General features: G+C 71.4%; 11 protein-coding genes. 10 read left to right on the top strand and 1 reads right to left on the bottom strand.

The window, feature by feature from the left end; all coding sequences use genetic code 11:
* Positions 1 to 193 precede the first annotated feature (193 nt).
* The 4 genes from ACIPUC_RS36500 (at position 194) to ACIPUC_RS36485 (ending at position 5,144) form a co-directional block, all read left to right on the top strand.
* Complete coding sequence (locus ACIPUC_RS36500; protein WP_446594728.1) at positions 194 to 1,549, top strand: AMP-binding protein; 1,356 nt, start codon at positions 194 to 196, stop codon at positions 1,547 to 1,549.
* Positions 1,550 to 2,068: 519 nt separating this feature from the next.
* Positions 2,069 to 3,199 carry a bifunctional DNA primase/polymerase gene (locus ACIPUC_RS36495; RefSeq protein ID WP_446594695.1) on the top strand — a complete coding sequence of 377 codons (1,131 nt, stop codon included), beginning with the start codon at positions 2,069 to 2,071 and terminating at the stop codon, positions 3,197 to 3,199.
* Positions 3,196 to 4,758, top strand: coding sequence for a DNA primase family protein (locus ACIPUC_RS36490; RefSeq protein WP_446594694.1), 1,563 nt, complete (start codon positions 3,196 to 3,198; stop codon positions 4,756 to 4,758). The genes ACIPUC_RS36495 and ACIPUC_RS36490 overlap by 4 nt, the downstream gene beginning before the upstream one ends.
* Positions 4,755 to 5,144 (top strand): DUF6009 family protein, encoded by a 390-nt coding sequence (locus ACIPUC_RS36485; protein WP_446594693.1) that lies wholly within the window; start codon positions 4,755 to 4,757, stop codon positions 5,142 to 5,144. Before ACIPUC_RS36490 ends, ACIPUC_RS36485 begins: the two co-directional genes overlap by 4 nt.
* A gap of 139 nt (positions 5,145 to 5,283) precedes the next feature.
* On the opposite strand, the gene ACIPUC_RS36480 is transcribed toward ACIPUC_RS36485, so the two are convergent.
* On the bottom strand, positions 5,284 to 7,182 hold the full coding sequence (locus tag ACIPUC_RS36480) for an acyl-CoA dehydrogenase family protein (protein WP_446594692.1): 1,899 nt from the start codon (positions 7,180 to 7,182) through the stop codon (positions 5,284 to 5,286).
* A 268-nt stretch (positions 7,183 to 7,450) separates the two neighbouring features.
* Here ACIPUC_RS36480 and ACIPUC_RS36475 point away from each other — a divergent pair, with 268 nt between their 5' ends.
* The 6 genes from ACIPUC_RS36475 to ACIPUC_RS36450 all read left to right on the top strand — a co-directional run bounded on the left by ACIPUC_RS36475 (position 7,451) and on the right by ACIPUC_RS36450 (position 13,371).
* Positions 7,451 to 8,143 carry a ScbR family autoregulator-binding transcription factor gene (locus ACIPUC_RS36475; protein ID WP_446594691.1) on the top strand — a complete coding sequence of 231 codons (693 nt, stop codon included), beginning with the start codon at positions 7,451 to 7,453 and terminating at the stop codon, positions 8,141 to 8,143.
* Between the two features lie 101 nt (positions 8,144 to 8,244).
* Complete coding sequence (locus tag ACIPUC_RS36470) at positions 8,245 to 9,474, top strand: cytochrome P450 family protein (protein ID WP_446594690.1); 1,230 nt, start codon at positions 8,245 to 8,247, stop codon at positions 9,472 to 9,474.
* Between the two features lie 569 nt (positions 9,475 to 10,043).
* Positions 10,044 to 10,664, top strand: coding sequence for a ScbR family autoregulator-binding transcription factor (locus tag ACIPUC_RS36465; protein ID WP_446594689.1), 621 nt, complete (start codon positions 10,044 to 10,046; stop codon positions 10,662 to 10,664).
* A gap of 278 nt (positions 10,665 to 10,942) precedes the next feature.
* Positions 10,943 to 11,782 (top strand): AfsR/SARP family transcriptional regulator, encoded by an 840-nt coding sequence (locus tag ACIPUC_RS36460; RefSeq protein WP_257559680.1) that lies wholly within the window; start codon positions 10,943 to 10,945, stop codon positions 11,780 to 11,782.
* Between the two features lie 91 nt (positions 11,783 to 11,873).
* On the top strand, positions 11,874 to 12,554 hold the full coding sequence (locus ACIPUC_RS36455) for a ScbR family autoregulator-binding transcription factor (RefSeq protein WP_446594688.1): 681 nt from the start codon (positions 11,874 to 11,876) through the stop codon (positions 12,552 to 12,554).
* 19 nt (positions 12,555 to 12,573) lie between these two features.
* Positions 12,574 to 13,371, top strand: coding sequence for a phosphopantetheine-binding protein (locus ACIPUC_RS36450; RefSeq protein WP_446594687.1), 798 nt, complete (start codon positions 12,574 to 12,576; stop codon positions 13,369 to 13,371).
* The last annotated feature ends 22 nt before the right edge of the window (positions 13,372 to 13,393 follow it).

The following is a 13,393-nucleotide window of genomic DNA, read 5'->3' as shown; positions in this document are numbered from 1 at the left end:
ACCGTGCCGTTTCCACTCCGGTCTCCCCGCAGTCGTCGTAAAAGCTCGTCGAAGATGCTCGTCGAAGCACTTGTCGAGCAGTCGTCGAACGGTCGAGTCCCGCCGATCATAGGGGCATCACCGGCCGTAGGCTGGGCCCGGCGTGCAGGCCGTGCAGGCCACGTGCGAAGGGGAGTTGCCGACCATGCCAACCATGCTGACCGCGCTCGACGGGGTGTACGGGGACCGGCCGGACGCCGTGACCGTCGCCGGCCGCTCCGCCTCCTACGAGGAACTGCTCGGCGCCGCCCGGGCGGTCGCGGCCGACGTGGCCGGAGCCCCGGCCTTCGCGGTGACCGCGACGGCCTCGCTGGAGACCGTCGCGGCCGCGGTCGGCGCGCTGCTGGCCGGGGTGCCGCTCGTCCCGCTGCCGCCCGACGCCGGGCCCGCCGAGCGCGAGCACATCCTGCGCGACTCCGGGGCGGTCCTCGTCGACGTGGACTTCGCCCGGCGCTCCTCCGGCTGGTCGGGGAAGGAGCCGGCGCCCGAGGACCCCGCGCTGATCCTCTACACCTCCGGAACCACCGGCGCGCCCAAGGGCGTGGTGCTCAGCGGGGCGGCCCTCGCCGCCGACCTGGACGCACTGGCCGGAGCCTGGCAGTGGAGCGCCGAGGACACCCTGGTGCACGGGCTGCCGCTGTTCCACGTGCACGGGCTGGTGCTCGGCGTGCTCGGCGCCCTGCGGACCGGCAGCCGCCTCGTCCACACCGGGCGGCCCACGCCCGAGGCCTACGCGGAGGCGAGCGGCAGCCTGTACTTCGGGGTGCCGACCGTGTGGTCCCGTATCGCGGCAGCGCCGCAGGCCGCCGCAGCGCTGTCCGGGGCGCGGCTGCTGGTGTCGGGCAGCGCGGCCCTGCCCGCGCCCGTCTTCCGGGACCTGGAGCGGCTGACCGGGCTGCGGCCCGTGGAGCGCTACGGGATGACCGAGACGCTGATCACCATCAGCGGCCGGGCGGGCGGGGAGGTCCGCCCCGGTACGGTCGGCACCCCGCTGCCCGGCATCCGGACCCGGATCGCGGCCGAGCCGGGCGCCGAGATCGGGGAACTCCAGCTCACGGGGCCGACGTTGTTCGCCGGATACCTGGGGCGCCCGGAGGCTACCGCCGCCGCGTACACCGAGGACGGCTGGTTCCGTACGGGCGACATCGCGGCCGTCGACGAGGCGGACGGCGTGCACCGGATCGTGGGCCGGGCCTCCATCGACCTGATCAAGTCGGGCGGGTACCGGATCGGCGCCGGCGAGATCGAGAACGCCCTGCTGGACCACCCCAAGGTGACCGAGGCGGCCGTGGTCGGCGTCCCGGACCCGGACCTCGGCCAGCGCATCGTCGCCTTCGTCGTCGCCGAGGGGGTGACCGGCGAGGAGCTCACCGAGTTCGTGGCCGCGCACCTGTCCGTGCACAAGCGCCCGCGGGAGGTGCGGTTCGTCGCGGCGCTGCCGCGCAACGCCATGGGCAAGCCGCAGAAGAAGCTGCTGCTGACGGGGGAGTCGGGCCCGCAGGCAGGCTGAAAACGGGCCTCGAACGGGAGGGGGAGGGCGGGCCGGCTGCTGCGGCTCGCTCTTCGCTCGAGGCCCGGCCCAGGAGGGGTAGGGGGCGCCCGGAAGGCGGGTACGGGCGGGCAGCTACCGGACGCGAGCTACTCAAGACCCTCCGAGTCGCTCCGAGCAGTAGGAAGAAACCCCAGGTCAGAGGGGTTTGACGGGGCATTCAGCGACTGAAGCGACCCAAGGTTCGGGTATATGAAGACATTCGTGCGCGTGCGCGTGTGCGTGTGTGTGCGTCATATATACGGACCTTGAGTCGCTTCAGTCGCTGTTCGTGCTTGCGTACGCCTGTGACCTGGTGTTCTGTGAGCAGCCCGACGAGCGACCGAAGGAGAACCGGTCGCTGGGAGGTGGGTCGGCCGGTCGCTGCCCCGCCCGGGGGAGGCGTACATCTGTTCTGGCTCATATGCCCCTCGCCTCCCGGGGGTTTCGCTAATCTGATTTTGGGCGTTGAGTCGCTTCAGTCGCTGATGGGGGATGTGAATGGCAGCTGAGCTGCGGGATTCGCGCAGCGACCCGGCGCAGTGCACGAGAACTGCGCCCGTCGCCGCGCTCCCTGTGACGACTGCCATGTGGTGTGCCCGGCAGGGGTGGCCGGTTCACCCCCTCGCCGCGGGCCGCAAGACGCCCGTGGGCAACTGCGACGCGTGCCGCGCACCGGGACACGACCGCACGGCGTGCGACTGCCTCCGGGCGGGCCGCTGGTGCCACGGTTTCCACGCGGCCACCCTCGACGCGGACCGGATCGGGCAGTGGTGGGGCCCGCGGCCGGATCTGGGTGTCGGCGTGGCCACCGGTCCCGCGGACCTGGTGGTCGTCGACGTCGACGCGCACGGGCGGGAACTGCCCGGTCGCGACCGGCTGCTGCCCGGCATCGGGATCTCCGCCGGGATCGACCTGACGGGGCTGGCCAACGGCTTTCACACCCTTGGCGTGCTGGCCGCTCTGCGCGGGGCCACCAGCCCGGCGCAGGACGCCTCGACGCTGCGCGTGCGCACGCCGTCGGGCGGGCTGCACGTCTGGTACCAGGGCGGCGGCCGGCGCTGGCAGTGCTCCACCGGTTCGGGCGCCGGCCGGGCCCTCGCCTGGCAGGTGGACGTACGCGCCCACGGCGGCTACATCGTGGCCCCCGGGACCGTGACCCGCGCGGGCGCCTACCGCGCCGTGGGATCCGTACGCGAGCCCGCGCCGCTGCCGGACTGGCTCGCGCGGGAGCTGGAGCGCACCGGGCACCTGGCTCCCGAGACCGCGGCCGCGGCTGCGCCCGCGTTCGCCGGGCCGCGGCCCGTGCCGCCCCGTGCCCGGCAGGCGGTCCTCGCGGCCGGCGGGGGCGAGGGCGTGGCGCAGCGGGTCCTGGCGGGAGTGCTCGCCGAGGTCGCCGCGTGCGCGACCGTACCCGAAGGGGCGGCGTTCTCCGAGAAGTTGAACCGGGCCGCCTACACGGCCGGCGGGCTGGTCGCCTCCGGGCACCTCACGGAGGCCGCTGCCACGCGGGCCCTGCGGGAAGCGGCCGAGGGGGCCCGGCCCGGTCAGGGGAGCCGCTGCGGGGCCATCATCCGCGGGGGGCTGCGTGCGGGTCTGGCGCGCCCGCTGTCCCCCGGAGGCCGGGTATGAGCCCGGACCAGGAGAGCGTGCTCTCCGAGTTCGACGTCCAGGCGGTCGCGGCGCAGATCCTCGCGCAGCCCGTCCCGGCGCCCCGGGCGCCGGCTGAGGGCGGTCAGTCGGGTACGGGCACGCCGGCTGCGATGTCCGGCGGGGAGCGCGGTGCTCCCGCTTCCGACGGCGAGGCGACGGCGGACGGACTGCTGCCCGACACGCTCACCGACCGGGGCAACGCCAAACTGTTCGTCAAGCTCTACTCCAACGACTACCGGCACGTCCCCGGGATCGGCTGGTTCCGCTGGGACGCCACCCGCTGGCAGATCGACGAGGACGACACCGCGGTGTGGGCCGCGGGCGACCTGGCGGAGTCCATCGCCACCACCGACCCCCGCGGCGTGTACACCCCGGCCGCGCTCCAGCAGCACCGCCGTCGCGCGCTCAGCACCAGCGGGATGAACGCCATGCTCGCGCAGGCGAAGTCCGCCCCGGGCATGGTGCTCAACGCGGCGCGGCTGGACGCCGACCCGTACGCGCTGTGCACGCCCGCCGGTGTCGTGGACCTGCGGACCGGCCACATCCGCCCCTCCGACCCCGCGCACGACTTCCACTCCCGCTCCACATCGGCGGCGCCGCAGCCGATGCCCACGCCGCGCTGGAACCGCTTCCTGACCGACACCTTCGGCCAGGGACCGGAGGGCGCGCAGATGATCGACTTCCTGCAGCTGCTGCTCGGCTACTCCGTCACCGGGGACGTCGGCGCCCAGGTGATGCCGTTCCTGTTCGGGTCCGGAAAGAACGGCAAGTCCGTCCTGCTGGACGTTCTGATGAAGCTGCTCGGCGACTACGCGGACGCGGCCCCGCCCGGGTTCCTGATGGCCCGCCCGTACGAGGGACATCCGACCGACCTCGCCGAACTGCACGGCCGGCGGGTGATCGTGTGCAGCGAGGTCAAGCCGGGCGACCGCTTCGACGAGGCCCGGGTCAAGCTGCTCACCGGCGGCGACCGGATCAAGGCCCGCCGGATGCGGCAGGACTTCTTCAGCTTCGAGCCGACCCACAAGCTGTGGCTGCTGGGCAACCACCGCCCCGAAGTGGGCACGGGCGGCTTCGCGTTCTGGCGGCGCATGCGGCTGATCCCGTTCGAGCGGGTCGTCTCCGACGACCGCAAGATCGACAACCTGGCGGACGTCCTCGTCACCCAGGAGGGCCCCGGCATCCTCAACTGGCTCATCGAGGGCGCCCGCCGCTACCTGGGAGGCGACAAGGACCTCACGGGCCCCGAGCGGGTGCGCATCGCGACCACGGCGTACGCCGAGACCGAGGACCACACCGGGCGCTTCATCGGGGAGGCCTGCCGGCTCGATCCCGAGCTGCGGGCCGAGCAGGCCACGCTCTACGCGGCCTACAGGGCCTGGTGTCACAATGAGGGCGCCCCGGCGATCTCGTCCCGGGCCTTCGCGGCACGCGTCCGCGAGGTGGTGGGACTGGCCTCGCCCAAGGAAATGATCCTGTCCAACCAGCGCAAGTACTACCCGGGCATCGGCCTGCTCGCGGACGAGGAGACAGCATGAGCGCCCTCATCGCAGAGGACGAGATCGTCCACGAAGTGGACCTCGTCTGGCTCGAGGACATCAGCAGGCTCGACTACGTCCGGCAGAGCCTGGACCGGCTGCCGACCCGGCGCGGCAGGCCCGCCTACCACCGCGACGGGCGGATGGTCGGGTACGCGCTGCTGGGCCCGGGAGCCAAGCCGTCCCGCTCCTCCGGCACGTTCCGGCGCCGGGTGTTCTGGCTGCTCCCGCACGACCGGGACACCGACCCTGACGGCCTGTACGCGACGGGCGCGCCGGCGGAGGCCGTGGACGCGCGGACCCTGGCCCCGGGCAGCAAGGGGCGCAAGACGGAGCGCTCGGAGGGCGGCCCGATGTCGTCGGCCATGCGGGGACTGCTGCCGTAAGCCGGCTGGACGGACACACTCCGCGGGGCCGGGGGCTCGCCAAGTTGACAGCACCGTCCCGTCCCCCCACTGACACCCGTGCGCCGCGAGCGGCGAGTCGGCGGCGCGACTCGCGGCGGCCGGGTCAGGAGGTGGCGCTCTACCGGTAGTGGTCGAGGTAGTCCACGTTGGCGATGGGGACCTCGGCGAGGAACTCGTCCGGCAGGTCGAAGGCGTCCACGAGCGTCATCATGTGCGGGGCGAGCTCCGCGAGGACGGTGTCGATCGTCTGGTGCAGCCCGAGTACGTGCTCCACCGTCAGCCGCTCCTCCGCGAGCAGGTCACCGGTGTGCTGGCGCAGCTGCTGGAGCAGGAACAGCCAGCACAGGTTCGTGAGCAGCTTGCGGGTCGCGGGGTCGGTCGCCTGCCCCGCCGCCTCCAGGAAGGCGTCGGCCGCCAGCCTGCCGGCATGGGCGGAGACCATCTCCAGCGCGGCGCCGGAGGACTCGTTCCAGCGGCCGACCGGGTCCCCGGAGGGGCCCTGACGCAGGGCGGTGCGGGCGCGTGCCTGCCAGGTCCGTTCGACGGAGGCGAGCAGGTCGCGCAGGAAGCGCAGGTCCGACAGGTCGCGTTCGGCGGCCGGCCGGCTGTCCGAGCTGATGGGGTCCACCTGGTGCCCGAAGACCATCTCGGCGGCGGCCTTCACCCAGATCACCAGGTTGTCGCCCTCCGCGGTGATCCCGCCCTCGACGTTCCCGGGCAGGTCCGAGATCCTGTTCGCCGGGAACAGGCCCTGAGCGCCGCACCGTTCGCGGGACTCGGTCGTGATCTCCCGCGCCTGCCAGGTTATCCAGCCCTTGGCGACGGCGACCAGGCGCTCGACCTCTTCGCGTTCCGCTTCTTCGTGCGCGACGAAGCGGTCCATGACCGTCCGGTGCAGGAAGGTCATGGCGTAGGCGTTCGCGAGGGAGTGCAGCAGCCGGCCGTGGTGGCTGCGGTGGCGGACCACGGGGATGCGTTGGCCGCTCTTCGGGCCGCCGACGTGCCGGTGGTGCGCATAGCGCACCGCGATGGTCAGCGCGGCCCGTGCCATGCCCAAGGTGCCGGCGCTCATGCAGAGCTTGCCCATGGTGACGCGGTTGACGGAGCGCAGGAAGCGCTTGCGCCGGTTTCCCAGCACGCTGGTCAGCGTGCCGTCCTCGTCGAGCCGGCCGTGGTCGGCCTCCAGCATGGCCTCACGCGGCAGCCATACGTGGTCGAAGGAGGTGAGGCAGTGGTCGACCGGCGTTCCCGTGCGCTGCGGCAGCTGGCGGACGGTAACCCCGGGCAGGTGCCCGTCATGGTCGCTCAGCGGGGTCAGGAACAGGAAGATGCCCTGGTCCTCGCCGTCGACCAGGAGCCGAGCCGCCACCACGGCGCTCTTCGGACCGCCGATGAGGCTGGTGTTGGGCATGAACTTGCGCGCCCCCGGATTGGGCGTGTTCAGGATGAAGCCGCCGGTCGCCGGGTCGAAGACGGCGACGGTCTGCAGTGCGGCGACGTCGTTGCCGTGTGCCAGCTCGGTGCACAGGAAGGTCCCGATGCGCTGCATGGAGGTGAAGGCGGACAGATCCCGTCCGTAGACCTCGTGGTCGAGCAGGCTCCCCATGAAGAGGTTGTAGTGGATGCTCGCCAGAGTGCACAGGCCCCCGTCCACGAACCCGGCCCACTCGTGGAGCCCGGCCAGCAGGCGGGCGTCGTGCGCCAGCGCCACCGGATCGTCGACCGTGCTGTTGACCAGACGCAGACGGTCGTAGGAAACCGCCGTCCGCTCACCCGGAGTCAGGTCCGGAAGGTAGGAGAAGCCGGCGAGGAGTCCCCGCCAGCCCCCGTGGACCCGCTCGCGGTCGTCGCGGTCGAAGAGCAGGTGGGTCAGCTGCTGTGCAGCAGATCTGGGTCGGGGCTTTTTGAGCGAGCCCCGCTGACCAGGCAGAACGCCGATCTGCGTGGTGCGGCGGTCAGCCCCGCCACCCCAGCTGCGTCGATGGGTCTCCGCGTACTCATGCGTCAGTGCGGACATCGGACCATCCCCCGTTAGGAACCGAAGTACAGGTTGCGCAGGGACAAAGATACGAACTAACCGGTTTTATTTTCAAGGCCTGAGCAAAAACCGGTGGCCTGGTTTTGTTTTGGGAGGGCGGACGCTATAGTCGAGGGGGTAACTTGGTCGGTATATAGGCTGACCAGGGGTGATATCGTACCGTGGCACGATGATCACGCCATGTGAGCACGGGTCAAGAGTGCGAACCTCGCGGTTTGTTCTTGGCCCGAGTGGCAGCGGAGGGTGTATGGCGCGGCAAGAGCGAGCCATTCGTACACGGCAGAAGATCCTGGTCGCGGCGGCGGAGCTGTTCGACGAGGTCGGGTACGAGTCCGCGACGATCTCCGAGGTGCTCAAGAAATCCGGGGTGACCAAGGGGGCGCTCTACTTCCACTTCACCTCGAAGGAAGAGCTCGCCCAGGCAGTACTGGCCGGGCAGGTGGGAGCCCTGCCGCCGGTACCGGAGACGGAACTGCTCCTGCAGCAGAACCTGGACGAGGCCCTGGTCCTCGCCTACCTGCTGCACAAGGGCGACCCGCTGGTACGGGGGAGCGTGCGGCTCACCGTGGACCAGGGCACCCCGATCGACGGCCTGGACCGCCGCATCCCCATGCAGGGCTGGAACGACCACAACACGGCGCTGCTCACCCATGCCAAGGAGCGCGGGGAACTCCTGCCGCACGTCGACATCGAGGCCACCGCCAAACTGTTCACCGGCAGCTTCACCGGCGTCCAGGTGCTCTCGAAGATCATGACCGGGCACGCGGACATGGTGGACCGGGTGACCGACCTGATGCGTACGCTGCTGACCGCGATCGCCACGCCCGGGGTGCTGGTGCGCCTGGACTTCGCCGCGGACCGCGCGGAGCGCGTGTACGAGGCGGCCGTCAGGCTGCGCGACGCGAAGGCCGAGGCCGAGGCGGCGGACGAGGCGGCATAGCGCCGTCGAATGAACGGGGGAGGGGGGCATGCGGTTCTCCTCGGTGTGCGTGGGTGTGTCAGAGCACGACAACGCAAAAACAAACCGAACGGAGTGCACAGATGGACATGGCTGCTTGCCCGTACGCGTTGGACGTGACGGGGCGGGACATCGCGGGTGAGGTCGCGATGCTCCGGGAGCAGGCACCGGCGGTCGAGGTGGAGCTCCCGGGCGGGGTCCGCGCCTGGGCCGTGGTGGGCCAGCAGTACGTCGAGCGCCTGCTGCTCGACCCGCGGGTGTCCAAGGACGCCAGACGGCACTGGCCGGAGTTCGTCGACGGGCGGATAACGCCCGAGTGGCCGCTCTATCCCTGGGTGGCCAACGAGAACATGCTGTTCGCCTACGGCGAGGAACACAGCCGGCTGCGTCGCCTCGTCGCGGGGGCGTTCACGGCACGGCGGTCCGCGGCCCTGCGGCCCAGGGTCGAGGAGTTGACCGCCGCGCTGCTCGACGGACTGGACTCCGTACCTGCCGGCGAGCCCGTCGAGCTGCGTTCCGCGTTCGCGGAAGTGCTGCCCCTGCAGGTGATATGCGAGCTGTTCGGAGTCGAATGGGGCGCCAGGCGGGACGCGCTGTCGGCCGCGCTGCGCACCGTGTTCAGCACGACGGTCCCGGCGGACGAGATGGAAGCCGCGCGCATGACGGCCTTCGGGCTGCTGGCCGAGCACGTGGCGGCCAAGCGGGCCGAGCCGGGCGACGACCTGACGTCCTCGCTCATCGAGGCACGGGACAACGGCGAGGCGCTGACCGAGTCCGAACTTCTCGGCTCCCTCTTCCTGTTGATCGCGGCAGGCCAGGACACCACGTCCACGCTGATCACCAACGCCCTGGGCGCGCTGCTGTCCCGTCCCGGGCAGCTGGAGCACATACGGGAGGGCCGGGCCGGCTGGGGGGACGTGGTCGCCGAGACGATCCGGGTCCACAGCCCCGCGAGCTACTCGCCCATGCGCTTCGCGGTGGAGGACATCGACCTGGACGGCGTGAAGATACGGCAGGGCGACGCCATCCTCGTCTCCTTCGCGGCCGGCGGCACGGACCCGGAGCGGTACGGGGCGGACGCCGCAGAGTTCGACCTGCTGCGCACCGACCGCGACACCCTCGGATTCGGCCACGGCGTGCACCGCTGCCTTGGCGCCCCGCTGGCGGTGATAGAGGCCACCACCGCCCTCTCCGCGCTCTTCGAGCGCTACCCGGACATGGCCCTTGGCCGCCCGGCGGGGGACCTGGAGCCGCTGCCCACTTTCCTGCTGAACGGCTACGCGGCCCTTCCGGTGGTGCTGCGCCAGGCCTGAGCGGGCGCCGGGCACGGCGTACGGGACAGAGCCACAGGCTCCGCGGCGAACTCGGCCGCGGAGCCTTTCCGTTGTTTCCGGACGGTAGGCAGGGAGCTTCGCCTTCCCCTTCTTCCCGTGGCCGACGGGCCCTCTTCGAACCACGTACAGAAACCGCATAAGCGGTTTGTTGGGGAGCTTTTCGGGTGTGTCCGGTGCCCCGGAAGCGTTTCATCGTCCGCTTGCGCTGCCGGGTCTGCTGATGCCTTGCCCCGTTGTTCAGGGCTTTGCCGCCCGGCCGGGCGCGCGTCGCAGGCGCAGCCCGGTCGGGCATGCGCATGCCCGAGCTTGGAGCGCTACTGCGGCTGAACTGTGTGTTCGGCTCTGCCAAGCCATTAAAACCGCACAAGCGGTTTGTTAGACTCTCGAGTAGTGGGGCTCGCTGCATCGTGGGGAGCGGCCTGGTGTGACTGTGAGCGGTGGTGCCGGGGGCGCCAGCGAGTCCAGCTCCCCGGCTGACTCCGTGGCAGCCTCCCTCGCCGCCTGCCCTTCCGCAGGCGTGGCAACCCCTCGCAATGACGGAGTAGTTGATGGTCAAACAGGAACGCGCGTTGCGTACGCGTGACACCCTGATCCGGTCCGCGGCCGAGATCTTCGACCGGGAGGGGTTCGCGGTGGCGTCACTCACCGCGATCAGTACGCTGGCCGGGGTGAGCAACGGCGCGCTGCACCACCACTTCACCAGCAAGGCCGTGCTGACCGACGCGGTCGAGGAGGCGGCGCTCGCCCGGCTGCTGGCCGTCACCGAGCCCGTGCTCCGGGTCGGGGCGAGCCGCATGCAGCTCCTGGTCGACGTGACCCACCGGCTGGCGGCGGCGCTGCGCGGGGACGTGGTGCTGCGGGCCGGGTTCGAGCTGAGCGGTGAGATGTCCCGGCCGCCGCATGTCGATCTGCGCGAGTGCTGGCGGCGTTGGGTCGAGGAGACGCTCAAACAGGCAGACGCCGAGGGTGAATTGCGGCCGGATGTCACTGCTTCGGACGTGGTGAGCGCTGTCGTGGCCGCCACCGTGGGCTTCGAGGTGCTGGGGGTGCGGGAGGCGGAGTGGCTTTCCGCCTCCACCGTCACCCGGTTCTGGCGGCTGCTGCTGCCGACGGTCGTACAGGCGGCCCTTCTCTCGGACCTCGACTCCGAAGGGAGCTGCCCGCCGTAGGGGCCCTGAGCCCCGGTCTTCCTGCGCACGCAGGAAGACCGGGGCTTCTCGGTGTTCAAGACCGCTCGGTTTGTTTGACTTCCCTCTCAGCTCGTTCTAGAGGGGAGGTGGAGCGGCTCATGAGGCGGCCCCACTGCGGCTCGGGCCCGCGTTTGCGCAGGTCAGACGGCTCATTAGGTGGGCTAAGAAATAAAAACAGCGCGGTCGGTTTCGTATTGACAAACCGCCAGTCCTGTTTTTTACTGAGTCAGGCTCATCCACGGACAGGGGAGTACGGCGTGGACATCGAAGTACTGGGCACACTGGCGGTGCGGGAACAAGGAGTCTCCGTAACGCCGACCGCCCCCAAGCCGCGACAGGTGCTGGCACTGCTGGCCCTGCACGCAGACCAGGTCGTCCCGGTGTCGGCCCTCATCGAGGAGTTGTGGGCGGGGACGCCGCCGCGCAGCGCCCGCACCACGCTGCAGACCTACGTACTGCAGCTGCGGACCCTCATCGCGACGGCCCTGGAGCAGGGCGAGGGGGGTGAAGGCGGTGAAGGCCGGCGTACGGCCAAGGACGTGCTCGTCACACTGCCCGGCGGCTACCTGCTCAACAGCGGCGGCGGTACCAGCGACGTCCGCGAGTTCGACCGGCTCGCCGGCATGGGCTACCGGGCCATGGACGCGGGCGACTTCCCGGGCGCGGCCCGGCTGCTGCGCGAGGCGCTGTCCCTGTGGTCGGGGCCGGCCTTCGCCGACGTGCAGGGCGGCATACAGCTCGACATGGAGACCCGTCGGCTGGAGGAGACCCGGCTGTGCGCCCTCGACCAGCGCATCGAGGCCGACCTGCGGATCGGACGGCACCGCGAGCTGCTCGCCGAACTGACCGTACTGGCCAGCCGGTACCGCACGCACGAGAACCTGCACGGCCAGTTCATGCTGGCCCTGCACCGGTCCGGCCGCCGGGGCGAGGCGCTCGACGTCTACCAGCGGCTGCGCGGAGTCCTCGTGCGCGAGCTCGGGCTCGAGCCGTCGGCCGCCCTGCGCCGGCTGCAGCGCTCGATCCTCATGGCGGGCCCCGAAAGCCCCGCGGGGGTGGCGGAAACCGGCAACGAGCGTCTCGTACGCGTGGGCTGAGATGCCCGCACACCACATCCGGCACGCCGCGGACGGCCCGGAGGTGCGGCCGCGCGACCGGACAGCCACAGGTCGCCGAGGAGGAACCGCGGTGCAGGAGAGGTCGGAGCGGACCCGCAGGAAGCTGGTGCACGCGGGGGCCGAGATGTTCCACCGCAACGGATACGCGAACGCCACCCTCGGAGGGATCGCCGCGTTCGCCGGAGTGACCAAGGGGGCGCTGTACTTCCACTTCGCCTCCAAGGACGAACTGGCCGAGGCGGTCCAGCAGCGCGGGTGCGCCCTGCTGGACGAGTCGGTGCGCGAACGGCTCGAAGCCGGGCTCTCCCCGCTCCAGACACTGGTCGACACCACGCACTGGATGGCCCGCACCCTGCGGGAGGAGCCGGCGATCCCGGCGAGCTTCCGGCTCACCAAGGAGTGCGCGGGCCTTCCCCAGGCCGTCGCCGACTTCCACCAGATCTGGCTCGCGGCGGTCTGCGGGCTGCTGCGGCAGGCCCGCGACGCGGGCGAACTGCGCGCCGAGGGCCGCTGGGAGAGCGTCGAATCGCTGGTCGCCGCGGCGGCCTGCGGGATCGAGGCGATGGCCGGCACCGCGATGCCCTACGCCGAGCTGCAGCGCCGGGTCTCCGGACTGTGGTCGCTGCTGCTGCCGATGCTGGTGCCCGAGGGCGCGGCGGAGGAGTTCCGCTCCGAAGTGCCGGCGCCCGAACTCCCGGCCTGCCCCGCGGGCGGCGCGCCGGACCACCGATACCGGACCGTGTGCCACTGAAGGCTTGGAGGAGCAATCGATGACGAACGACCATCCTGCTGACGTGCTGAGCGACCTCGTCGGAGTGCTCGGCGACGTTCTGCGGATCAAAGCGGAGAAGATCGACCCCGAGCAGACCTTCCGGACCCTGGGGCTCGACTCCCTGCTGGTCGTGGAGTTCGTGGCCGTCGTCAACAGCCGGTACGGACTGCGGGTGCGGGCGACCGACCTGTACGACTACCCGACCCCGGCGTCCTTCGCACGGGAGGTCAAGCGGGCGATGAACAGCGGAGAGGCCCGCCCGGCCGCCACCGCGTTCACCGGGGCCGGCGCCGAGACCGCGCCCGCCGCGCCGATGGCGCCCGCCGTCGCGATCGCTCCTGCCGCTCCTGCCGCTCCCGCCGTGGACCCCGTCCGCGCACCGGAACCCGCGGCGGCGCCCGCGGCCGCGCCCGCGGCGCAGCAGATCGCGGAGGTGCTGCGCGAGCAGCTCGCGGCGATCCTGTGCTGCGACGCCTGGGACATCGACACCACGGCCCCGTTCAACGTGCTGGGCGTCGACTCCGTCGTGGGCGCCGAGTTCATCGCCACCGTCAACCGCACCTTCGGCATGAAGGAGCGGTCCGTCCTGCTCTACGAACACCCCAATCTCGCAGCCATGGCCGCCTACATCGCCGTGCGCACCGGAGCCTCCGGGCACGAGGCGGCCCCCGCCCGGGTGCCCGAGCTCGCCTTCCGCCCGGCGGCCCGGGGCGACCTCGACGTCCTGCTGGACGCGGTCCGCGAGGACCGGCTCAGCGTGGACGAGGCGCTGGTGCTGCTCGCCCGACGCGGCTGAAGCCGTCTCTCTCTCCAGAAGG

This window comes from Streptomyces sp. LARHCF249, assembly GCF_052871255.1.
Note: the sequence above shows the minus strand (reverse complement) of the source record. Positions and strands in the feature narration are given on the sequence as shown.

Coding starts and splice junctions, on each gene's coding strand:
- ACIPUC_RS36500 (WP_446594728.1), top strand. CDS start 194: ATGCTGACCGCGCTCGACGGGGTGTACGGGGACCGGCCGGACGCCGTG.
- ACIPUC_RS36495 (WP_446594695.1), top strand. CDS start 2,069: ATGGCAGCTGAGCTGCGGGATTCGCGCAGCGACCCGGCGCAGTGCACG.
- ACIPUC_RS36490 (WP_446594694.1), top strand. CDS start 3,196: ATGAGCCCGGACCAGGAGAGCGTGCTCTCCGAGTTCGACGTCCAGGCG.
- ACIPUC_RS36485 (WP_446594693.1), top strand. CDS start 4,755: ATGAGCGCCCTCATCGCAGAGGACGAGATCGTCCACGAAGTGGACCTC.
- ACIPUC_RS36480 (WP_446594692.1), bottom strand. CDS start 7,182: ATGTCCGCACTGACGCATGAGTACGCGGAGACCCATCGACGCAGCTGG.
- ACIPUC_RS36475 (WP_446594691.1), top strand. CDS start 7,451: ATGGCGCGGCAAGAGCGAGCCATTCGTACACGGCAGAAGATCCTGGTC.
- ACIPUC_RS36470 (WP_446594690.1), top strand. CDS start 8,245: ATGGACATGGCTGCTTGCCCGTACGCGTTGGACGTGACGGGGCGGGAC.
- ACIPUC_RS36465 (WP_446594689.1), top strand. CDS start 10,044: ATGGTCAAACAGGAACGCGCGTTGCGTACGCGTGACACCCTGATCCGG.
- ACIPUC_RS36450 (WP_446594687.1), top strand. CDS start 12,574: ATGACGAACGACCATCCTGCTGACGTGCTGAGCGACCTCGTCGGAGTG.